The sequence below is a fragment of the Kitasatospora sp. NPDC003701 genome (assembly GCF_053587085.1).
In genome coordinates this window covers 74591-96614 of the sequence record NZ_JBSFNM010000021.1, presented here as the reverse complement: position 1 = coordinate 96614, position 22024 = coordinate 74591, and the positions used below count along the sequence as shown (strand labels likewise).

Sequence of the window (22024 nt, the reverse complement as noted above, 5' to 3'; positions counted from 1 at the left end):
TCCGCGGCCCGGCGGCGCCGTCCGCCCCGCCGACGGGCGCCGTCCGCCTGCTGGTCCGCAGCGCTGCGGCGCGGGCCCGCTCAGTATGATCGGCAGGGTGAGCGAATCCTCCGTGACCCCCGCCGGCCTGCCCTTCCTGAAGGGGCACGGCACCCAGAACGACTTCGTCATCGTGCCCGACCTGGACGGTCTGCTGACGATCGGCCCCGAGGCCGTCGCCGCGCTGTGCGACCGCCGGGCCGGCATCGGCGGCGACGGGCTGCTGCGCGTGGTGCGCTCGGCCGCCGACCCGGTCGCGGCCGACCAGGCGGACCGGACCGAGTGGTTCATGGACTACCGCAACTCCGACGGCTCGATCGGTGAGATGTGCGGCAACGGCATCCGGGTCTTCGCCCGCTACCTGGTCGAGGCCGGGCTCGCCGGGCGCGGGGAGCTCGCGGTGGCGACGCGGGCCGGGGTGCGGCGGGTGCGGGTGGCCGAGGACGCCGAGGACGGCACGCCCGGCCTGGTGACCGTGGACATGGGGCGCGCGGTGCTGCCCGGTCCGGACGGGATCGAGGTGGCGGTCGGCGAGCGGCGCTGGCCGGCCCGCAACGTGAACATGGGCAACCCGCACGCGGTGGCCTTCGTGGACGGTCTCGACCAGGCCGGCGACCTGCTGAGCGCGCCGCTCACCAGCCCCGCGGGCGCCTACCCGGAGGGCGTCAACGTCGAGTTCGTGGTGGACCGCGGGCCGCGCCACGTCGCGATGCGGGTGCACGAGCGCGGCTCCGGCGAGACCCGCTCCTGCGGCACCGGCGCCTGCGCCGTCGCCGTGGCCACCGCCCGCCGGGACGGCATCGACCCGGCCGTCACCGGTGAGGCCGTCACCTACACCGTGGACGTGCTGGGCGGCCGGCTGATGATCACCGAGCACCCGGACGGCCGGGTGGAGAAGACCGGGCCGGCGGTCATCGTGGCCCGCGGGGAGCTCGACCCGCAGTGGCTCGCCAGCGCCGGGCGGTAACGGGCGCGGCCGGTTTGCCCATTTCGTACGGCGGCGAATCCCCCCGTTCGGGTGATCCCGATGACGGACGGGGAGCAGGGCGTCGCGGAACGTGCTCTGCTCGGTAGCATGGACCACCGGGTCGGCCAATGCTCCCGGTGACCGCTGCCGGAGGTGCCGATGACCATCGAAGCCGGGCAGCCCCTGGCGGGGCAGCCGACGTCCGCACGGCAGGCCGGGCCCAAGCGGCCCCTGGGGGGCCTCGGCCGGGCCGCGCTCGGCCGGGCCGGCCGCGCCGCCCTGCTGGCCACCGGCCGCACGCCGGTGCCCGACGCGCTCGAACCGCTGGTGCAGGCGCACCGCCGCCACCATCCGCAGGCCGACCTCGGCCTGCTCGGCCGGGCCTACCGGCTCGCCGAGGCCAGCCACCGCGGGCAGAAGCGCAAGAGCGGCGAGCCGTACATCACCCACCCGCTGGCCGTCACCATGATCCTGGCCCAACTCGGCGCCGGGACGACCACCCTGGTCGCCTCGCTCCTGCACGACACCGTGGAGGACACGGAGCTGACGCTGGATCAGGTGAGTGCCGGCTTCGGGCCCGAAGTCGCCTACCTGGTCGACGGGGTGACGAAGCTGGAGAAGGTCGACTTCGGTGCGGCGGCCGAGGCGGAGACCTTCCGCAAGATGCTGGTCGCCACCGGGGACGACGTCCGGGTGATGGTCATCAAGCTCGCCGACCGGCTGCACAACATGCGCACCATCCGGCACATGAGGCCGGCCAGCCGGATCCGGATCGCCAAGGTCACCCGGGACGTGCTGATCCCGCTGGCCGAGCGGCTGGGCATCCAGGTGCTCAAGGCGGAGCTGGAGGACATCGTCTTCGCCACCCTGCATCCGGAGGAGTACGCCCGGACCAGGGTCCTGCTGGCCGGCCGTGAGGACCACCCGGACGCCCTGCTCGCACCGTTCGCCCGGTCGCTGGCCCGCCAGCTCGCCGAGGCCGGGGTGGCCGCCGAGGTCACCGTCCGGCCGCGGCACTGCGTCTCGCTGCACCGGGTCCTGCTCAAGCGGGACGCCGCCGCGGGCCCGGACGGGCGGCCGCAGGGGCCCCAGCCCGCCGACTTCGGCCGGCTGCTGGTGGTGGTCGAGGAGAACGCGGACTGCTACGCCGTGCTCGGCGAACTGCACACCTGCTGGACCCCGCTGCCGGGCGAGTTCAAGGACTTCGTGGCCGCCCCCAAGTTCAACCTCTACCAGTCGCTGCACACCGCCGTGGCGCTGGAGGGCGGCGAGGTGGTCGAGGTGCTGGTCCGCACCCGGCGGATGCACGAGGTCGCCGAGACCGGGGTGGTGGCCCTGGGCGATCCCCGCCAGCCCGGCACCGACCAGGGGGCGGACGAGCTGGACCGCACCGACCCGGCCCGGCCCGGCTGGCTCAGCCGGCTGCTGGAGTGGCAGCAGGAGACGCCCGACCCGGACGCCTTCTGGTCCGCGCTGACCGCCGACCTCGCCGGGGACCGCGAGATCACCGTCGTCACCGAGGGTGGCGAAACGCTTCAGCTGCGGGCCGGAGCCAGCTGCGTCGACGCGGCCTACCTGCTCGGCGAGGAGACCGGCCACCGATGTATCGGCGCCCGGGTCAACGGCCGGCTCACCGCGCTCTCCACCGTTCTCCAGGACGGTGACCGGCTGGCCGTCCTCACCGAGCAGGGCGATCCGGCCGCACGCCCGTCCGGCCCGGCGCCCGAGTGGCTGGCGCACGCCCGTACGCCGGCCGCCCGGCTGGCCATCGAGCGCTGGCTGGCCGACCAGCCGCCGCGCGCCCCGGTGGTCCGCACCGGGCCCTCGGCCGGCCAGCCAGCGCCGCCCGCGCACCGGACCGCCGAGCGCGGCGCCGCCCCGGTCGCGGTGGCTGGCCGCCCCGGGGCGCCGGTCCGGCTGGCCCGCTGCTGCACCCCGGTGCCGCCGGACGAGGTCAGCGGCTTCGCGATCCGCGGCGGCGCGGTCGCCGTGCACCGCACCGGCTGCCCGGCGGGGGAGCGGATGCGGGCGGACGGGCGGAGCACCCCGGAGATCCACTGGCAGCCCGGCGGCGCGCCGCCGTCCGGCTACCGGGCCACCCTGCGGGCCGAGGCGCTCAACCGGCCCCGGCTGCTGGCGGACCTCACCGCGGCTATCTCGGGGGAGGGCGTCGGGATCGTCTCGGCGGAGGTGGAGCCGCCGCAGGAGCTGCGGGTCCGGCACACCTACACCGTCGAGCTGCCCGAGCCGGGCGTGCTGCCCGCCGTGCTGCGGGCGATGCTGCGGGTCTCCGGGGTGTACGACGTGAGCCGGCCGCACGCCCCCGCGGGCGCCGGCGCTCGCACCCCGGCCGCGGCGGCCGGTCCGGCGGCGGACGCGGAGCCCGCCGGTGCGCCCGACCCGGGGCCGGGCGGCCCGCCCGGGGTGGCGCCCGACCCGGCGCCCGCGCCGGGAAATGGGGATGACCCGTCCGCGCCCGGCGTGCGACCATCATGGGGAATTCACGGCCGGTCCGCGGCGTTCACTGGACACTGAACACAAGAGTCCCAGTGGGCTCCGTGGCCCTGCGGGGTAGCTCACATCTCGCCCGAGCGGTAGACGGGGCGGCAGCTGGGCAGACTCCGGGTGGGACCGCTTCGCGCGGTCGCGCCCACAGGCCGTCCCACTCCTGCAGCCAAAGGACAGAATGACCTCCACGTCAGACACCCGCGACCACGCCGACGCCCCGCGCCGCTTCGACGGTCTGCGGGCGGAAGCCCTCATGGACGAGGACCTCGCGGCCATCGACGAGGACCTCGACCGCCACTACGACGGCGACCAGTACGACCGCAGCGAGCGAGCCGCCCTGCGTCGTGTCGCCGGCCTCTCCACCGAACTCCAGGACGTCACCGAGGTCGAGTACCGCCAGCTCCGTCTGGAGCGCGTGGTGCTCGTCGGCGTCTGGACCGACGGCACCGTCGAGGAGGCGGAGAACTCGCTGGCCGAGCTCGCCGCCCTCGCCGAGACCGCCGGTTCCGAGGTGCTGGACGGCGTCATCCAGCGCCGGGACAAGCCCGACGCGGCCACCTACATCGGCTCCGGCAAGGCCAAGGAGCTGCGCGACATCGTCGCGGCGACCGGCGCCGACACCGTGGTCTGCGACGGCGAGCTCACCCCGGGCCAGCTGATCCACCTGGAGGACGTGGTCAAGGTCAAGGTCGTCGACCGGACGGCCCTGATCCTGGACATCTTCGCCCAGCACGCCAAGTCCCGCGAGGGCAAGGCGCAGGTCTCGCTCGCGCAGATGCAGTACATGCTGCCGCGCCTGCGGGGCTGGGGTCAGTCGCTCTCCCGGCAGATGGGTGGTGGCGGCGCCGGCTCCTCCGGCGGCGGCATGGCCACCCGTGGTCCCGGTGAGACGAAGATCGAGACCGACCGGCGCCGGATCCGCGAGAAGATGGCGAAGCTCCGCCGGGAGATCGCCGACATGAAGAAGGGCCGCGACACCAAGCGCCAGGAGCGCAAGCGCCACCAGGTGCCGTCCGTGGCCATCGCCGGCTACACCAACGCCGGCAAGTCCTCGCTGCTCAACCGGCTCACCGGTGCGGGCGTGCTGGTGGAGAACTCGCTGTTCGCCACCCTGGACCCGACGGTGCGCCGGGCGCAGACCCCGAGCGGCCGGCTCTACACCCTGGCCGACACGGTCGGCTTCGTCCGGCACCTGCCGCACCACCTGGTCGAGGCGTTCCGCTCGACCATGGAGGAGGTCGCCGACGCGGACCTCATCCTGCACGTGGTGGACGGCTCGCACCCCGAGCCGGAGACGCAGCTGGCCGCCGTCCGCGAGGTGATCGTCTCGGTCGAGGCACAGAACGTGCCGGAGATCGTGGTGATCAACAAGGCCGACGCCGCCGACCCGCTCGTGCTGCAGCGCCTGCTGCGCCGCGAGCCGCACGCCATCGTGGTGTCGGCCCGCAGCGGTCAGGGCATCGAGGAGCTGCTGAAGCTCATCGACGACGAGCTGCCGCGGCCGGCGATCGAGGTGCAGGTGCTGGTCCCGTACACCCAGGGCGGCCTGGTCTCCCGGGTGCACGCCGAGGGCGAGCTGCTCTCCACCGAGCACACCGGCGAGGGCACCCTGCTGCACGCCAAGGTGCCGGCCGAGCTGGCCGCCGAGCTGGAGCGCTACACGGTGGCGCTGAGCTCGCAGGGCTGAGACCGACGGACGACGGGCCCCGGCCTCCCCTCGCGGGAGGCCGGGGCCCGTCGGCGTTGCGGCGGCTCCCGGTGAGCGGCTACTTGGGGTTCTTGGAGAAGTAGTCGAAGGCCTGCTTCGCCTGGTCCTGGAGCGAGGGGCCGGCCATGTACTCGGACGGGTTGCGGTTGCCGATCGAATTGACGCTGATCAGGTTCGGCTTGCCGTCCTTGGTGATGAACCAGCCGCCACCGCTGGACCCGCCGGTCATGGTGCAGCCGATCACGTACATCGGCGGGCGGGCCGGGTCGAAGGAGAGCTTGACCGGCCGGACGGCGGAGTCGCAGTGGTTGAGCTCCATGCCGTCGAACGGCCGCTCCGCCGGGTAGCCGTAGGAGAAGGCCGAGGTGATCTGGTCGCGCGGGGCGTTGAACCAGATCGGGACGGCGCCGCCGACCGTCTCCTCCAGCGACTTGCCGGAGCCGTTCTCGTTGCGGACCCGGATGATCCCGTAGTCGAACTGGGAGTTGGGGCCGACACCGGTCTCCTTCACCCAGGTCGGCGAGACCAGGGCGCGCACCGCCGTCCACCGCCCGTACGGGGAGACCTGCTGCTCGGTGTACTGCTTGCCCCGGCTGGCCTGGCCGTCGCGGTTGTAGCCGGGGACGAAGACGATGTTCTTCAGCCAGGAGCCGCCCTTGCCGTCGTGCAGGCAGTGCGCGGCGGTGTAGACGAGGTTGCTCCGGCCCGGGTTGACCGGGTCGGAGACCACGGTGCCCGAGCACATCGAGTCGCCCTCCGGGGTGGACATGAAGATCTTGCCGACCACCGCCGTCGCCGGGGTGTACGGGTGCGGCTGCGGCCTGGCCGCGATGGCCGCCGGCGGGTCGTCCCGCTGGACGGTGCCGGCCGCCGTCTTGTGCGAGTACTCCGGGGTGGCCCGGCCCTTGGCGTTCTCCATCTTGGCGATCGACCAGAAGCCCTGGACGACCTCGTTGGTGAAGGCGTTCTCGCTGACGAACCGCGCCCAGTCGTCGAGCTTCCAGCCGGCCAGGTCCTGCAGGCTGCCGGGCAGCCCGGCGCCCGGCCTGCCGGACGCGGCGGCGGTCGTGGCGGTCACGGCCGGGGTGGACGCGGCGTCGGTGCTGCCCGCGTCGTCCGGTCCGCAGGCGGTCGCGGCGAGCGCGAGCACGGCGAGTACGGCGGCGGTCGCCGTCGCGGCGCGGCCCCTGGTCTTCGGCATGGTGATCGGTCCCCGTGTGGTCGTCGTCGCGGAGTCGGCTACTTCTGCTTCCTGGAGATGTAGTCCAGAGCCTGCTTGGCGACCGTCTCCAGGTAGGGGCCGCTCAGCGAGGTGTGGTCCTGGGTGCCGATGGAGGTGTTGCTGACCAGCGCGAGCCTGCCGTCCGGCATCGGGGCGAACCAGCCGCCGCCGCTGGAGCCCTGGGTCATGGTGCAGCCGATGGTGAGCATCGCCGGGCGCTTGGGGTCGAAGGAGAGCCGGGCGGGCCTGCCGCCGTCGCACTTGTACAACTCCTGCCCGTCGAAGGGCTTGTAGAGCGGGTAGCCCCAGGCCGAGGCGGAGATCTGGTCGCGCGGGGCGTCGAACCAGACCGGGACGGCCCCGCCGATCGCCTCCTCCAGCGACTTGCCGGTGTCGTTCTGGTTCTGCACCCGCATGACGGCGAAGTCGTACTGGCTGGCGGCGTCACCGGTGCCGCCGCCCTCGACCGTCCACTGCGGCGAGGTCACCACGTCCTTGGCCCACCAGGTGCCCAGCGGTGCCAGCTCGGCGAGCGGGGCCTTCTTGCCGCCGCTGGAGGCGCCGGAGTTGTTGTACGCGGGGACGAAGACGAGGTCCTTGTAGAACTCGCCGCCCTTGCCCGGGTGGACGCAGTGCCCGGCCGTCCAGACCAGGTTGCTCTTGCCGGGGTGCGCCGGGTCGGCGATCACGGTGGCCGAGCAGTTGCCGCGGCCGCCGTCGGCGCTGAAGAACACCTTGCCGGAGGGCTGCTTGGTGTACGGGCGGGCCACCGGTGTGGCCTTGACCGCCGCCGGTTCGGGATCGGTGACCCCGGCGTCGCCGGTCGGCTTCGCGGTGGGCGGGGCCGGGTCGGCCGGCTTGGAGTCGCCCATCTTGTCCGGGTTCCAGAAGTCCTTCACCACGGGGTTGTTGAAGACGTGCTGGGAGGCCCACTTGTCCCAGTCCTCGAACTTCCACTTCTTCAGGTCGTCCCAGTTCTTCGGGAGACCCTCCAGCAGGCTGGTCGGGATGCCCGAGGGCAGGGTGAGACCGCCGATCACGCCGCCGCCCCCGGCGGTGGCGGTGGCGCTCGCCGAGGCCGGCGGCGGCGCGGCGGTGCCCCCGCCGGAGGGGCCGTCCGGCCCGCAGGCGGTCACGGCGAGCAGTGTGCCGGCGGCAAGGGCCGCGGCCACGGCTGACCGGTGGATCGATGGCATGGTGTTCGCTTCCCCCTGATGTCCTGTGCGGCGGCGGCCGGCCGCCTTGGAGTCTCCCACTGGCCATCAGGACGGCCCCGGCCGACCCCCGGGTTGCGATCCCGGCCGGAGGTCACCGATCTGTGACGAACGCCCGGCTGTCTCGTTGGCACGGCAGGTCCTCCCTCCTGAGTGTTGAACTATCACCGCTCTTCACCCGGACGAGTGAGCGGCTCTTGTGATCACCCGTCAGGGATAGGTAACCCTTACCTGACGCGACGGTGCGAGCGCCCGCCACACCCTCTCCACCACCAGCGCGCGTCCGCACCCCACGCGCCCCAAGGAGCAGCCTTGAGCACCGCCCTCACCGGAGCCCCGCCCGAAGCCCCGATGCGCCATCCGGCCCAGCCGGGCCCCGTCCCGGCCCAGCCCGTACCGGCCCCGGCTCAGCCCGCCCCGGTCCGGCCGGTCGCGGGCCGCCCGGCGCAGCCCGACCCGCTGCTCCACCCGGACCCAGCCGTCGCCGCCGAACAGGCCGCCCTGGAGGCCCTGCTGCGCTGCTGGGCCCGGGAGACGGGGGCCGTGCCCGGGGCGGACGGGCGGCTGCGGATCGCGGTCCTCGGCGGCGCCGCCCGGCTGCTGGCCCCGGTCCGGTACTGGTCGCCGGCCGGCTGGCACCGCTTCGGCCCGGTCGCCCTCGCGGTCGGCGAGGGCGGTGCCGCCGCCCCGGTGGACGCCGTCACCGCCGCCGCGCTGCTCGCCGCCGCGGCCGCCGTCCGCCCTGACCCCGGCCAGGTCGCCGACCTCGCCGCCCGGGTCGCCGACTCGGTGGTCCGCACCGCCGGCATCCTGGCCCACCGCCGCAGCGCCGCCGCCCCCGGCGGGCCGGAGGGCTCGCACTTCCTCGCCGCCGAACAGTCCCTGCTGCTCGGCCACCCGCTGCACCCCACCCCGAAGAGCCGCGACGGCCTCGGGCCCGCGCAGAGCGCCGCGTACTCCCCGGAACTCCAGGGCTCCTTCCGGCTCCACTGGTACGCCGTCGACCGCGACCTGCTCGCGGCCGGCTCGGCCGTGACCGAGAGCGCCGACCGGATCACCGCCCAACTCCTCGGCGATCACAGCCTGTTGCCGCCGGGGACGGCGGCCCTGCCGCTGCACCCCTGGCAGGCCCGCGAGCTCGCGCTGCGCCCGGCCGTCGCCGAACTGCTCGCCGACGGGCGGCTGCGCGACCTCGGCCCGGCCGGCGAACCCTGGTACCCGACGTCCTCGGTGCGCACCGTCTACCGGCCCGGCACACCCTGGATGCTGAAGCTCTCGCTCGGCCTGCGGATCACCAACTCCCGCCGGGAGAACCTCCGCAAGGAGCTCCACCGCGGGCTGGAGATGCACCGCCTGCTGGAGAGCGGCCTGGCCGCCGAGTGGCGGGCCGCCCACCCCGGCTTCGACATCGTCCGCGACCCGGCCTGGATCGGGGTCGACCACCCCGCGCTCGGCGACCCCGGCGGCCTGGACACCGTGCTGCGCACCCAGCCCTTCGCCCCCGGCGACCGCGCCCTCTGCGTGGCCGGGCTGGTCGCGGAACAGCCGCTCGGCACCGGCGACACCGTGCCCTCGCGGCTCGGCGACGCCCTGCGCGCGCTCGCCGCGCGCTGCGGCCGCCCGCTGCCCACGGTGGCCGCCGAATGGTTCCTGCGCTATCTGGACGCCGTCGTCCTGCCCGTCCTCTGGCTGGACGGACAGGCGGGCATCGCGCTGGAGGCGCACCAGCAGAACAGCCTCGTCCTGCTCGACGCCGACGGCTGGCCGCGGGGCGGCCGCTACCGGGACAACCAGGGCTTCTACTACCGGCAGAGCGCCGCCGAGCGGCTCACCGCCCGGCTGCCCGGGCTCGGCTCCCGCAGCGACACCTTCCTGGCCGACGAGGTGATCGACCACCACTTCGCTTACTACCTCGGCATCAACCACGTCCTCGGCCTGATCGGTGCCTTCGGCTCGCAGCGGCTGGCCGACGAATCGGTCCTGCTGGCGGCCCTGCGCGGCTTCCTGTCCGGACCGCGCGCCGCGGCCACCGGCTCCGCGCTGCCCGGGCTCCTGCTGGACGCGGCCACGCTGCCCTGCAAGGCCAATCTGCTCACCCGGATCAACGGTCTGGACGAGCTGGTCGGGCCGGTGGCCACGCAGTCCGTCTACGTCGACATCCCCAACCCGGTGGCCGGCGCGTGACCTCCCCCGCGAGCGGCCGCGACGTCGTGCCGGCGGTCGGACCCGAAGCCGGACCCGCGGTCGTGCCCGACGGCGGGTCCGCGTGGGGTGCGATGCCCACCGGAGCCGGCGAGTTCCGGCTCCGCCCCGTCCGGCTGCCGGCCGACCTGGAGCTGCTCGCCGGGTGGATGAACGACCCGGAGACCGCCCTCTTCTGGGAGCTCGCCGGGCCGCCGGCCGTCACCGAACGGCACGTGCGCGCCCAACTCGACGGCGACGGCCGCAGCCTGCCCTGCCTGGGGCTGCTCGACGGCACCCCGATGAGCTACTGGGAGATCTACCGCGCCGACCTCGACCCGCTCGCCGCGCACTACCCCGCCCGGCTCCACGACACCGGGGTCCACCTGCTGCTCGGCCCCGCCGCCAGCCGGGGACGGGGCCTGGGCGCCACCCTGCTCGCCGCGCTGGCCGGCCGCATCCTGCGGGTGCGGCCGCGCTGCGGGCGGGTGGTCGCCGAACCCGACGTCCGGAACGTGCGCTCGGTCCGCGCCTTCGAGCGGGCCGGCTTCACCCGGGCCGCCGAACTCGACCTGCCCGACAAGCGGGCGGCGCTGATGGTCCGCGACCGCGACCGCGACCGCCCTGACCGCGGCCGCGACCGCCGGCTCGCCGGTCCGAGCCCCGCCACCTGACCGGGCCCCCGCCCACCGGTACCCCGCCCGCCCGACCCCGCCCCGTACCCGCCCGCGACCGACTCGCCCGCCCGCGACCGACCCCGCCGAGGACACCTCCGACCCCATGGACACCCCAGCAGCCCCACCCGCGCCGTACGACCTGCTCGGCGTCGGCATCGGCCCGTTCAACCTCTCGCTCGCCGCACTCGCCGAGCCCGTCCCGGGCCTGCGCACGCTCTTCTGCGACCAGCGCCCGGAGTTCCGCTGGCACCCCGGGATGCTGGTCGACGGGGCCCGGATGCAGGTGCCGTTCCTCGCCGACCTGGTCTCCCTGGTCGACCCGACCAACCGCTGGTCCTTCCTCAACTACCTGCGCGAGCAGGACCGGCTCTTCCCGTTCTACTTCGCCGAGCGCTTCCACCTGCCCCGCCGCGAGTACGACCACTACTGCCGCTGGGCCGCCGAGCGGCTCGCCAACTGCCGCTTCGGCACCGAGGTGACCGCGCTGCACCGGGACGGCACGCTCTACCGGGCCGAGCTGCGCGACACCGCCACCGGCCGGCTCACCGAGGTGCACGCCCGCAACCTCGCGCTCGGCGTCGGCACCCGGCCGGTCCTGCCCGGGGCCTTCACCGCCCTCGACGGCCACCCCCGGGCCTTCCACTCCGCCGACTACCTGGACCGCCGGGACGCCCTGGACGGCGCCCGCGACATCACCGTGATCGGCAGCGGGCAGTCCGGCGCGGAGGTCTTCCTCGACCTGCTGCGGCGCGCGGGGGAGGGCGTCCGGCTGCGCTGGCTGACCCGGACCAGGGCGCTGGCGCCGATGGAGTACTCCAAGCTCGGGCTGGAGCACTTCACGCCCGACTACACCCGCTACTTCCACGGTCTGCCCGGGCCGGTCCGGGACACCCTGGTCGAGGCCCAGTGGCAGCTGCACAAGGCCGCCAGCGCCGAGACGCTCGCCGAGATCCACGACCACCTGTACGAGCGGACCATCGGCCGGCCGATCGACGACGCCCCCGTCGAGATCACCCCGGGCACCGCCGTCACCGACGCCCGGACGGGCCCGTGCGGCGGCCTCGAACTCCGCTGCCGGCACACCGACTCCGGCGCCGAGCGCGTGCTGCGCACCGACGCCGTGGTGCTCGCCACCGGCTACCGCGCCGCCCGGCCGGCCGCGCTGGAGCCGCTCGCCCACCTGATCGACTGGGACGAGGCCGGGCGCTACCGGGTCGACCTGGACCACCGGGTCGCGACGCTCCCCGACCTCGCCGGCGGGCTGTACGTACAGAACGCCGAGCTGCACACTCATGGCGTCGGCACTCCCGATCTGGGGCTCGGGGCCCACCGGGCCGCCGTGATCCTCAACGCCGTCGCCGGCCGGACCGTCCACCGGCTGCCCGAACGCACCGCGTGGACCGGCTTCGCACCACCCGGCGCGGCCGCCACCCCCGACGACCTCGCCTCCGCCGCCCCCACCGACCCTGCCGCCCCCGCCGCCCCCACCGGCCCTGCCGCCCCCGCCATGGGCGACGTCCCCGCCACCGCGGACGTCCCCGCCGTTCCGCGACCCCAGGAGTGGACCCGTGCCGCAACCGCCGGCCGCTGAACCCCCGCTGTACCTGCCCCCGCAGCTCACCGCCGGGCACTGGCAGCGGGCCGGGCGCGCGCTGCTGGCCAAGATGCTCGGCGAGTTCGCCTACGAGGAGCTGATCACCCCCGTCCCCGACGGGCCCGGCAGCTACCTGCTCCGGCTGCCCGAGGCCGAGTACCGCTTCACCGCCGGCCGCGGCGCGTACGGCGGCTGGCAGGTCGTCCCGGACTCGGTGTGCTGCTCGCGGGCGGACGGCCTGGACCCGCTGCGCTTCCTGCCCTACGCCCGGCACACCCTCGGTCTGCGCGGCGACACCACCGGCCACCTGATCCGCGAGCTCACCGCCACGCTGATCTCCGACGCCCACCAGCTCGCCACCGCGCTCACCGCCGCCGAACTCGCCGACCTCGACCACCCCGAGCTGGAGGGCCGGCAGAGCGGCCACCCCTGGATCGTCCCCAACAAGGGCCGGCTCGGCTTCTCCGCCACCGACGCCGCCCGCTGGGCCCCGGAGGCCCGCACCCCGCAGCCGCTGCCCTGGATCGCCGTCCACCGCCGGCTGGCGCAGTACCGCGGCGTCCCCGGCCTCGCCGAGCCCGAGCAGCTCTACGCGCGCGAGCTCGACGACCCCGGCGCCCTGCGCGCCGCCCTCGGGCCGGACGCCGACGACTACCTGCTGCTGCCGGTCCACCCCTGGCAGTGGGACGAGACCGTCGTCCCGCTGTTCGCCCCGTGGATCGCGAGCGGCGAGATCGTCCCGCTGCCCACCGACGGCGACCTGCGGCTGCCCCAGCAGTCCATCCGGTCCTTCTTCAACCGGAGCCGGCCCGACCGCTGCACCGTCAAACTGCCGCTCGCCATCCTCAACACCCTGGTCTGGCGCGGCCTGCCCACCGAGCGCACGCTGGCCGCGCCCGCCGTGACCGCCTGGATCCACGGCCTCCGCCAGGCCGACCCGTTCCTGCGGGACGAGTGCCGGGTCGTCCTGCTCGGCGAGATCGCCTCGGTCACCGTCGACCACCCGCTCTACCGCGAGCTCCCGGAGGCGCCCTACCAGTACAAGGAGCTGCTGGGCGCGATCTGGCGCGAGCCGCTCGGCCCCTGTCTGGACGGCGGCGAGCGCGCCCGCACCCTGGCGGCGCTGCTGCAGACCGGCTCCGACGGGCGGGCGCTGGTCGCCGAGCTGATCGCCCGCTCCGGCCTCACCCCGGCCGCGTGGACGGCCCGGCTGTTCGCCGCGATGCTGCCGCCGCTGCTGCACTTCCTCTACCGGTACGGACTGGTCTTCTCCCCGCACGGGGAGAACGCCATCGTGGTCTTCGACGAGCGGGAGGCCCCGGTCCGGCTCGCGGTCAAGGACTTCGTCGACGACGTCAACCTCAGCGACCAGGACCTGCCCGAACTGCGCGACCTGCCCGCCGAGGTGGCCGAGGTGCTGCTGCGCGAGGATCCGCAGGGCCTCTGCCAGTTCCTCCACTCCGGCCTGTTCATCGGCGTCTACCGCTTCCTCGCCCCGCTGCTGGAGGCGCAGACCGGCCTGCCGGAGGCCGAGTTCTGGGCCCTGCTGCGGGCCGAGATCCTCCGCCACCAGGAGCGCTTCCCCGAGCTGCGCGAGCGGTTCGAGCTCTTCGACCTGTTCCGCCCGCGGATCGACCGGCTCTGCCTCAACCGGAACCGGCTGCTGCTCGACGGCTACGGGGACCGCCCGCACCGCCCGCACGCGGCCCGGCACGGCACCGTTCCCAACGTGCTGGCCGCCGCGGGGGCCGCGGTGCAGCACGGCCGGCGGGACCGGATTGTCACCCCTGCCCCGTAGGCTGGGTGGGTCATGACGAACGACTCCGAATCCCAGCTCCCCGCCGACGACGACGCCGACGAGTCGGCCGCCGACGGCGCGGTCGAGGCCGTCCCGCGGGCCCAGCTCCCCGAGCTGCTGCACGCCGCCGTGGCCGCCGTCGGCGGCGTCGAGCGCCCCGGCCAGGTCCGGATGGCCGAGGCCGTCGCCGACGCCGTCGACCACGGCGAGCACCTGCTGGTGCAGGCCGGCACCGGCACCGGCAAGTCCCTCGCCTACCTGGTGCCGGCCCTCGCCCACGGGGACCGCGTGGTGGTCGCCACGGCCACCCTGGCGCTCCAACGCCAGCTGGTCGAGCGGGACTTGCCGCGGACGGTGGAGGCGCTGCACCCGGTGCTGCGCCGCCGCCCGCTGTTCGCGATGCTCAAGGGCCGCTCCAACTACCTCTGCCTGCACCGGGCCAACGAGGGCACCCCGAGCGAGGAGGGCGAGGGCCTGTTCGACCCGGTGGACGCCCTCGGCGGCCCCACCGGCAAGCTTGGTCAGGACGTCCTGCGGCTGCGCGACTGGGCGGACGAGACGGAGACCGGCGACCGCGACGACATGAGCCCCGGCGTCTCCGACAAGGCCTGGGCCCAGCTCTCGGTCACCTCCAAGGAGTGCCTGGGCGCCACCCGCTGCGCGTACGGGCAGGAGTGCTTCGCGGAGAAGGCGCGCGAGCGGGCCAAGCTGGCGGACGTCGTGGTGACCAACCACGCGATGCTGGCGATCGACGCCATCGAGGGCGCCCCGGTGCTGCCCGAGCACGGGCTGCTGATCGTGGACGAGGCGCACGAGCTGGTCAACCGGGTCACCGGCGCGGCCACCGCCGAGCTGACCGTCGGGGCGGTCAACCGGGCGGTCAAGCGCGCCGCCAGGCTGGCCAACGAGAAGGCGGTGGACGCCCTCCAGGGGGCCGCGGAGAACTACCACGGCCTGATGGAGACCGCCCAGCCCGGCCGGGTCGAGGAGCTGCCCGAGTACCTGGCGTACGCGGTCACCGCGATCCGGGACGCCAGCCGGCAGGTGATCACCTCGCTCGGCGAGACGCGGGACAAGGCGCTCACCGACGAGGACGCCGTGCGCAAGCAGGCGATGGCCTCCGCCGAGGCGCTGCACGAGACGGCCGAGCGGCTGCTGGCGGACTCCGAGTACGACGTGGTCTGGATCGAGCGCAGTGACCGGTACGGCCTGGGCACCGCCTCGCTGCGGGTCGCCCCGCTGAGCGTCTCCGGGCTGCTGCGGGAGGGTCTCTACAAGGAGCGCTCGGTGGTGCTCACCTCGGCCACGCTGAAGCTCGGCGGGGACTTCACCGGCGTGGCCGCCTCGGTGGGCCTGCCCTCGGAGGCCCGGCTGCCGGACGAGCGCGCCCCGGGGGACGCCCCCGAGGCCGCCTTCGGCGAGGACGCGGTGCCGCACTGGCGCGGGATCGACGTCGGCTCGCCGTTCAAGTACCCCAAGCAGGGCATCCTCTACGTCGCCCGGCACCTGGCCGACCCGGGGCGGGACCCGGAGCGCCCCGACATGCTGGACGAGCTGGCCGAGTTGATCGGCGCGGCCGGCGGGCGGACGCTCGGCCTGTTCTCCTCGATGCGCGGCGCCCAGGCCGCCGCCGAGGCGATGCGCGAGCGGCTGGACAACCGGGTCCTGCTCCAGGGGGAGGACACCCTGGGCGAGTTGATCCGCGAGTTCGCCTCGGACGCGACCACCTGCCTGTTCGGCACGCTGTCGCTCTGGCAGGGGGTGGACGTGCCCGGTTCGGCCTGCCAGCTGGTGGTGATGGACCGGATCCCGTTCCCGCGCCCGGACGACCCGTTGATGAGCGCCCGCCAGCGGGACGTCGAACAGCGCGGCGGGAACGGCTTCATGGCCGTCGCGGCCACCCATGCGGCGCTGCTGATGGCGCAGGGGGCGGGCCGGCTGGTCCGCGCGGCGGACGACCGCGGTGTGGTGGCGGTGCTGGACCCGCGGGTGGAGACCAAGCGGTACGGGAGCTTCTTCCGCTCCTCGATGCCGGAGTTCTGGTACACCACCGACCGCAACCAGGTGCGCCGCTCGCTGGCGGCGATCGACGCCTCGGCGGCGCCGGTCCGGCCGGTGGTCAAGCGGGGCTGAGCGGGCCACCGCGCCCGGTGGCCACCACCCCCGGTGGTCGGCGCCCGGGCGCACCGGAGGGGCTCCCCGCACCGTGCGGTGGAGCCCCTTCCCGGTGTGCGCCGTACCGGGCGCTCAGAGCCGGCGCAGAACGGCGACGACCTTGCCCAGGATGGTCGCGTTGTCCCCGTTGATCGGCTCGTACGCCGGGTTGTGCGGCATCAGCCAGATCCGGCCGTCCTCGCGCTTGAGGCGCTTCACGGTGGCCTCGCCGTCGATCATCGCGGCCACGATGTCGCCGTTCTCGGCGACCGGCTGGCGGCGGACGGTCACCCAGTCGCCGTCGCAGATGGCGGCCTCGATCATCGAGTCCCCGCGCACGGTCAGCGCGAACAGCTCGCCCTCGCCGACCAGCTGGCGCGGCAGCGGGAAGACGTCCTCGACCGTCTGCTCGGCCAGGATCGGCCCGCCGGCGGCGATCCGCCCGACCAGCGGCACGTAGGAGGTGGACGGCCGCCCGGCCGTCTCGGCGGTGTTGGGGCGGGCCACCTCGACGCCGCGGACCTCGTAGGCGCGCGGGCGGTGCGGATCCCGGCGCAGGAAGCCCTTGCGCTCCAGGGCCATCAGCTGGTGGGCGACCGAGGAGGTGCTGGACAGGCCGACGGCCTGGCCGATCTCCCGCATGGACGGCGGGTAGCCGCGGCGCTGGACGGAGTCCCGGATGACCTCGATCACCCGCCGCTGGCGCTCGGTGAGCCCGGCCTCGTCCGTCCGGATGCCCGGGGGGCGGCCGGGCATCGAGCGCGTGGGGACCGGATGACTGTCGTCCAGCACGGGTGCGTGCTCGATCGGTTGGTCGGGAACGCGGCTCGTGTTGGAAATGGCCTGGCCGGAGAGGCGGTGTTCTTCGCTACGGTCCATGCTGTCCACACTCTGCTGATTCGTGGTGCGCTGCCCCACCTTGAGCTGGGAGTGTTCCTGCACCGGGATGGTGTTGCTTTCGATCGTGTTCACGGCGGCCCCTCTCGACGGCTGTCCTCTCCCCTTTTCCAGCCCAACGGCACCTCCTATCGAAAGGTTGCGCCAAACACACGTTCGAGTGAATTATTCGGGAGTTGGCTGACTCGATCAAGGCTTTGTTGTACATCGATTAAATGTTCGACCCGAAGTCGGCCCCGGCAGTCTAATCGGCGCCGACACGCCAGGGGTGTCGCTTCCCCCGAAGACCTACATGTAGTGGCTACAGTCCTCTCCGTGCCCAGTACTAGTGGTCACGGTCGTGTGATCGGCTTGGCGATGCCGGGTCCTCATCGCATAGACTCGACACGTCCGCACGTTCTGCCCGGGAGGGATCTTCAGGTGCACTGCCCCTTCTGCCGGCACTCCGACAGCCGCGTCGTCGACAGCCGGACCACCGAAGACGGCAGCTCGATCCGCCGTCGTCGGCAGTGCCCGGACTGCGGCCGCCGCTTCACCACGGTGGAGACGGCCGCACTGATGGTCATCAAGCGCAGCGGCGTCACCGAGCCGTTCTCCCGGGAGAAGGTCATCTCCGGCGTCCGCAAGGCCTGTCAGGGCCGCCCGGTCACCGAGGACGCCCTCGCCCAGCTCGGCCAGAAGGTCGAGGAGTGCGTGCGGGCCACCGGCAAGTCCGAGCTCACCACCCACGACGTGGGGCTGGCCATACTCGGACCGCTCAAGCAGCTCGACGTCGTCGCCTTCCTGCGCTTCGCCAGCGTGTACCAGGCGTACGACGGACTGGAAGACTTCGAGGCCGCCATCGCGGAACTCCGCGCCGAGCGGCCCGTCCCCGAGGCGGACGGCGCCTGCGTGCCCGTCCCCGCCGCCGCGCCCTAGCGGGCCGGACCCAGCACCGGCGGCCCCCCGGGGTCGACAGCACACCGACCTTCCGGGGCCGAGGTGTGCCCGGAAACGGTGCACAGAACACTACAAACCGTGCGGAAACAGGCAGGTCGTCGCCTGTCCGCACACCGGAAGACGAACCAGCGGTGCCCGGACTTTTCGGGGCACTTTGGGCGTTTGCCCAGGAGGAGGAGCGAGAAGTGACAGACACCACGAGCGGTTCCGCACGCGGGTCGAAGTCCGACAAGACCGCGACCAAGGGCGCCGGCAAGGCCCCCAAGGGCGGCCTGCGGATCGAGCGCATCCACACCACCCCTGGCGTCCACCCCTACGACGAGGTCCGCTGGGAGCGGCGCGACGTCGTCATGACCAACTGGCGCGACGGCTCGATCAACTTCGAGCAGTACGGCGTGGAGTTCCCCGACTTCTGGTCGGTCAACGCCGTCAACATCGTGACGTCCAAGTACTTCCGCGGCGCCGTCGGCACCCCCCAGCGCGAGTGGAGCCTCAAGCAGATCATCGACCGCGTGGTGCTCACCTACCGCGCCGCCGGTGAGAAGAACGGCTACTTCACCACCCCCGGTGACGCCGAGACCTTCGAGCACGAGCTGACCCACGCCCTCCTCCACCAGGTGTTCAGCTTCAACTCGCCGGTCTGGTTCAACGTCGGCACCAAGCAGCCCCAGCAGGTCAGCGCCTGCTTCATCCTGGCCGTCGACGACTCCATGGAGTCGATCCTCGACTGGTACAAGGAAGAGGGCATGATCTTCAAGGGCGGCTCCGGCGCCGGCCTCAACCTCTCCCGGATCCGCTCCTCCAAGGAGCTGCTCTCCTCCGGCGGCAACGCCTCCGGCCCGGTCTCCTTCATGCGCGGCGCCGACGCCTCCGCCGGCACCATCAAGTCCGGCGGCGCCACCCGCCGGGCGGCCAAGATGGTCGTGCTGGACGTCGACCACCCCGACGTCGAGGCCTTCATCGAGACCAAGGTGAAGGAGGAGGAGAAGATCCGCGCCCTGCGCGACGCGGGCTTCGACATGGACCTCGGCGGCGACGACATCGCCTCCGTGCAGTACCAGAACGCCAACAACTCCGTCCGCGTCAACGACGAATTCATGACCGCCGTCGAGAACGGCACCGAATTCGGCCTGCGCGCCCGGATGACCGGCGAGGTCATCGAGACCGTCGACGCGAAGAAGCTCTTCCGCAAGATGGCCGAGGCCGCCTGGGCCTGCGCCGACCCCGGCATCCAGTACGACAGCACCATCAACCACTGGCACACCTGCCCGGAGTCCGGCCGCATCAACGCGTCCAACCCCTGCTCCGAGTACATGCACCTGGACAACTCCAGCTGCAACCTCGCCTCGCTCAACCTGATGAAGTTCCTGCGCGACGACGACTCGTTCGACGCCGAGCGCTTCGCCAAGGTCGTCGAGCTGGTCATCACCGCGATGGACATCTCCATCTGCTTCGCCGACTTCCCGACCGAGAAGATCGGCGAGACCACCCGCGCCTACCGCCAGCTCGGCATCGGCTACGCCAACCTCGGCGCCCTGCTGATGGCCACCGGCCACGCGTACGACAGCGAGGGCGGCCGCGCCCTGGCCGGCGCCATCAGCTCGCTGATGACCGGCACCGCCTACCGCCGCGGCGCCGAACTCGCCGGTGTGGTCGGCCCGTACGACGGCTACGCCCGCAACGCCGAGCCGCACCGCCGGGTCATGAAGCAGCACGCGGACGCCTCGGTCGCCGCCGTCGCGGTCGACGAGCTGGACGCCCCGGTCTGGGCCGCCGCCACCGAGACCTGGCAGGACGTGCTGCGCCTCGGCGAGCAGAACGGCTTCCGCAACGCCCAGGCGTCGGTGCTCGCGCCGACCGGCACCATCGGCCTGATGATGGACTGCGACACCACCGGCGTCGAGCCCGACCTGGCGCTGGTCAAGTTCAAGAAGCTCGTCGGCGGCGGCTCCATGCAGATCGTCAACGGCACCGTGCCGCGCGCCCTCAAGCGGCTCGGCTACCAGGACGAGCGGATCGAGGCGATCGTCGCCCACATCGCCGAGCACGGCAACGTGGTGGACGCGCCCGGCCTGAAGACCGAGCACTACGAGGTCTTCGACTGCGCGATGGGCGAGCGCTCCATCTCGCCGATGGGGCACGTCCGGATGATGGCGGCGATCCAGCCGTGGATCTCCGGTGCCATCTCCAAGACGGTCAACATGCCGGCCTCCGCGACCGTCGAGGATGTCGAGGAGATCTACTTCGAGGCGTGGAAGATGGGCGTCAAGGCGCTCGCCATCTACCGCGAAAACTCGAAGGTCGGCCAGCCGCTGTCGGCCAAGAAGAAGGACGAGAAGACCAAGGCCGAGGCGGCCCCGGCCGCCGCGGTCGAGAAGGTCGTCGAGTACCGCCCGGTCCGCAAGCGCCTGCCCAAGGGCCGCCCGGGCATCACCACCTCCTTCACGGTGGGTGGCGCCGAGGGCTACATGACGGCCAACTCCTACCCGGACGACGGCCTCGGCGAGGTCTTCCTGAAGATGTCCAAGCAGGGCTCGACCCTCGCGGGCATGATGGACGCCTTCTCCATCGCCGTCTCGGTCGGCCTGCAGTACGGCGTGCCGCTGGAGACCTACGTCTCGAAGTTCACCAACATGCGCTTCGAGCCGGCCGGTCTGACCGACGACCCGGACGTGCGGATGGCGCAGTCGATCGTCGACTACATCTTCCGCCGCCTGGCGCTGGACTTCCTGCCGTTCGAGACCCGCTCCGCGCTCGGCATCCACTCCGTCGAGGAGCGCCAGCGCCACCTGGAGACGGGCTCCTACGAGCCGCTGGAGGCCGAGGAGCTGGACACCGAGACCCTGGCCCAGTCCGCGCCGGTCGCCCCCGCGGCCCCGGTGGCTCCGGCGGCCAGGCCGGTGCCGGCCGTCGAGGCACCCCGGGCCACTCCCGCCCAGGCGCACAACTCGACGGAGCTGCTGGAGATCCAGCTCGGCCTCAACGCCGACGCGCCGCTCTGCTTCTCCTGCGGCACCAAGATGCGCCGCGCCGGCAGCTGCTACCTCTGCGAGGGCTGCGGCTCCACCAGCGGCTGCAGCTGACCGGCCCGGAAGCCGATCAGCCCGCAAGCTGATCGGCCCGGCAGCCGACCCGGGCTCGACACGGGATGACAACCGCTGACGGTTGACATCCGAGGCGGGGCGAGGACCTTCACGGTCCTCGCCCCGCCTCTTTGCGTGGGGGCGGCCGGTGCGAGGGGTCGGCGCGATCGCGATGGTGTCAACCGGGGTTGACACTCGACGGGCGTCAACCTACGTTGACGGTATGAGCGAGAACGGAGAGCTCGCGGCGGCCGCGAGCAGTCGGGATCCTGCCGTGGGGCTCCGGGCGGTCCGCGCGCTGCGTGACCTGGCCGATCGCCTGGAGGGACTGCAGGTCGGGAACGCCCGCGCACAGGGGTGGTCCTGGCAGGACATCGCGGTCTGCCTCGGGGTGACCAGGCAGGCGGTGCACAAGAAGTACGCCCGGCGCGGTTCCGGGGGTCCGGGGAACGAGAAGGACGGAGGCTGAGCGATGTTCGAACGCTTCACCGACGATGCGCGGCGCGTGGTGGGCCAGGCGGGCCAGGAGGCGGCGCAGCTCAGGCACGGGCAGATCGGGACGGAGCACCTGCTGCTCGCCGTCGTGGCGGTGCCGCAGGATCCGTCGGCGGCCGTCCTGGTCGAGGCGGGGCTGGACCACGCCACCGTGCAGCGGGCGGTGCGCCGCCTGCTCGGCGGGGCCGACGACGCGGAGGCGCTGGCGGCGATCGGGGTGGATCTGGACGCCGTCCGGGAGGCCGTCGAGTCGGCGTTCGGGGAGGGGGCGCTGGACGCCCCGGCGGAGGGTGCGGAGTCGAGGCGGCGGGGCTGGTTCCGCACCGAGTCCAAGGGTGGGCGGGTGCCGTTCACACCCCGGGCGAAGAAGGTGCTGGAGCTGTCGCTGCGCGAGTCGCTCCGGCTGAAGTCCGGCCGCATCGCCGTCGGGCACCTGCTGCTCGGGGTGATCCGGGAGGGCGACGGGCTCGGTGCCAGGATCATCGCCGATCACGGGCTGGACTTCGCCGCGCTGCGGCGGGCGGTGGATGCCACCTTGAGTTGATCGC

Annotated in this window: 15 protein-coding genes; 12 read left to right on the top strand and 3 right to left on the bottom strand. The window is 73.5% G+C overall.

The annotated features are described in order from the left end of the window. Positions 1-97 precede the first annotated feature (97 nt). The 3 genes from dapF to hflX all read left to right on the top strand — a co-directional run bounded on the left by dapF (position 98) and on the right by hflX (position 5201). Positions 98-1006: a diaminopimelate epimerase gene (gene dapF, locus ACWDRR_RS21270; protein WP_449773728.1), complete on the top strand. Its 909-nt coding sequence runs from the start codon at positions 98-100 to the stop codon at positions 1004-1006. Between the two features lie 159 nt (positions 1007-1165). Continuing rightward, the gene (locus tag ACWDRR_RS21265; protein WP_449773727.1) at positions 1166-3541 is read left to right on the top strand and encodes a RelA/SpoT family protein; all 2376 of its coding nucleotides are present in this window, start codon (positions 1166-1168) and stop codon (positions 3539-3541) included. A gap of 151 nt (positions 3542-3692) precedes the next feature. After that, positions 3693-5201, top strand: coding sequence for a GTPase HflX (gene hflX / locus ACWDRR_RS21260; RefSeq protein WP_449773726.1), 1509 nt, complete (start codon positions 3693-3695; stop codon positions 5199-5201). Positions 5202-5280: 79 nt separating this feature from the next. On the opposite strand, the gene ACWDRR_RS21255 is transcribed toward hflX, so the two are convergent. Both ACWDRR_RS21255 and ACWDRR_RS21250 read right to left on the bottom strand, forming a co-directional pair. Beyond that, on the bottom strand, positions 5281-6423 hold the full coding sequence (locus tag ACWDRR_RS21255; protein ID WP_449773725.1) for a trypsin-like serine peptidase: 1143 nt from the start codon (positions 6421-6423) through the stop codon (positions 5281-5283). A gap of 38 nt (positions 6424-6461) precedes the next feature. After that, complete coding sequence (locus tag ACWDRR_RS21250) at positions 6462-7640, bottom strand: trypsin-like serine peptidase (RefSeq protein ID WP_449773724.1); 1179 nt, start codon at positions 7638-7640, stop codon at positions 6462-6464. A gap of 369 nt (positions 7641-8009) precedes the next feature. Between ACWDRR_RS21250 and ACWDRR_RS21245 the strand changes: the two genes are divergently transcribed. The 5 genes from ACWDRR_RS21245 (at position 8010) to ACWDRR_RS21225 (ending at position 16041) form a co-directional block, all read left to right on the top strand. Further along, positions 8010-9842 (top strand): IucA/IucC family protein, encoded by a 1833-nt coding sequence (locus ACWDRR_RS21245; RefSeq protein WP_449773762.1) that lies wholly within the window; start codon positions 8010-8012, stop codon positions 9840-9842. After that, entirely contained in the window at positions 9734-10513 is a 780-nt protein-coding gene (locus ACWDRR_RS21240; protein ID WP_449773761.1) for a GNAT family N-acetyltransferase, read from the top strand. Before ACWDRR_RS21245 ends, ACWDRR_RS21240 begins: the two co-directional genes overlap by 109 nt. Positions 10514-10619: 106 nt before the next feature. Next, entirely contained in the window at positions 10620-12107 is a 1488-nt protein-coding gene (locus ACWDRR_RS21235) for a lysine N(6)-hydroxylase/L-ornithine N(5)-oxygenase family protein (RefSeq protein ID WP_449773723.1), read from the top strand. Then, a complete protein-coding gene (locus ACWDRR_RS21230; RefSeq protein ID WP_449773722.1) occupies positions 12085-13908 on the top strand; it encodes an IucA/IucC family protein in 1824 nt (607 codons plus the stop codon). Before ACWDRR_RS21235 ends, ACWDRR_RS21230 begins: the two co-directional genes overlap by 23 nt. Positions 13909-13920: 12 nt before the next feature. Continuing rightward, positions 13921-16041 (top strand): ATP-dependent DNA helicase, encoded by a 2121-nt coding sequence (locus tag ACWDRR_RS21225; protein ID WP_449773721.1) that lies wholly within the window; start codon positions 13921-13923, stop codon positions 16039-16041. Positions 16042-16155: 114 nt separating this feature from the next. Here the strand turns inward: ACWDRR_RS21225 and lexA are convergent, their stop codons facing one another. Next, positions 16156-16818 carry a transcriptional repressor LexA gene (lexA, locus tag ACWDRR_RS21220; RefSeq protein WP_224281048.1) on the bottom strand — a complete coding sequence of 221 codons (663 nt, stop codon included), beginning with the start codon at positions 16816-16818 and terminating at the stop codon, positions 16156-16158. 561 nt (positions 16819-17379) lie between these two features. Here lexA and nrdR point away from each other — a divergent pair. The 4 genes from nrdR to ACWDRR_RS21200 all read left to right on the top strand — a co-directional run bounded on the left by nrdR (position 17380) and on the right by ACWDRR_RS21200 (position 22020). Next, on the top strand, positions 17380-17877 hold the full coding sequence (gene nrdR / locus ACWDRR_RS21215; protein ID WP_360630038.1) for a transcriptional regulator NrdR: 498 nt from the start codon (positions 17380-17382) through the stop codon (positions 17875-17877). Between the two features lie 206 nt (positions 17878-18083). Further along, positions 18084-20981 (top strand): vitamin B12-dependent ribonucleotide reductase, encoded by a 2898-nt coding sequence (locus tag ACWDRR_RS21210; protein ID WP_449773720.1) that lies wholly within the window; start codon positions 18084-18086, stop codon positions 20979-20981. Between the two features lie 223 nt (positions 20982-21204). Next, positions 21205-21450, top strand: coding sequence for an RNA polymerase subunit sigma-70 (locus tag ACWDRR_RS21205; protein WP_449773719.1), 246 nt, complete (start codon positions 21205-21207; stop codon positions 21448-21450). A 3-nt stretch (positions 21451-21453) separates the two neighbouring features. Further along, a complete protein-coding gene (locus tag ACWDRR_RS21200) occupies positions 21454-22020 on the top strand; it encodes a Clp protease N-terminal domain-containing protein (RefSeq protein ID WP_449773718.1) in 567 nt (188 codons plus the stop codon). Positions 22021-22024 lie beyond the last annotated feature (4 nt).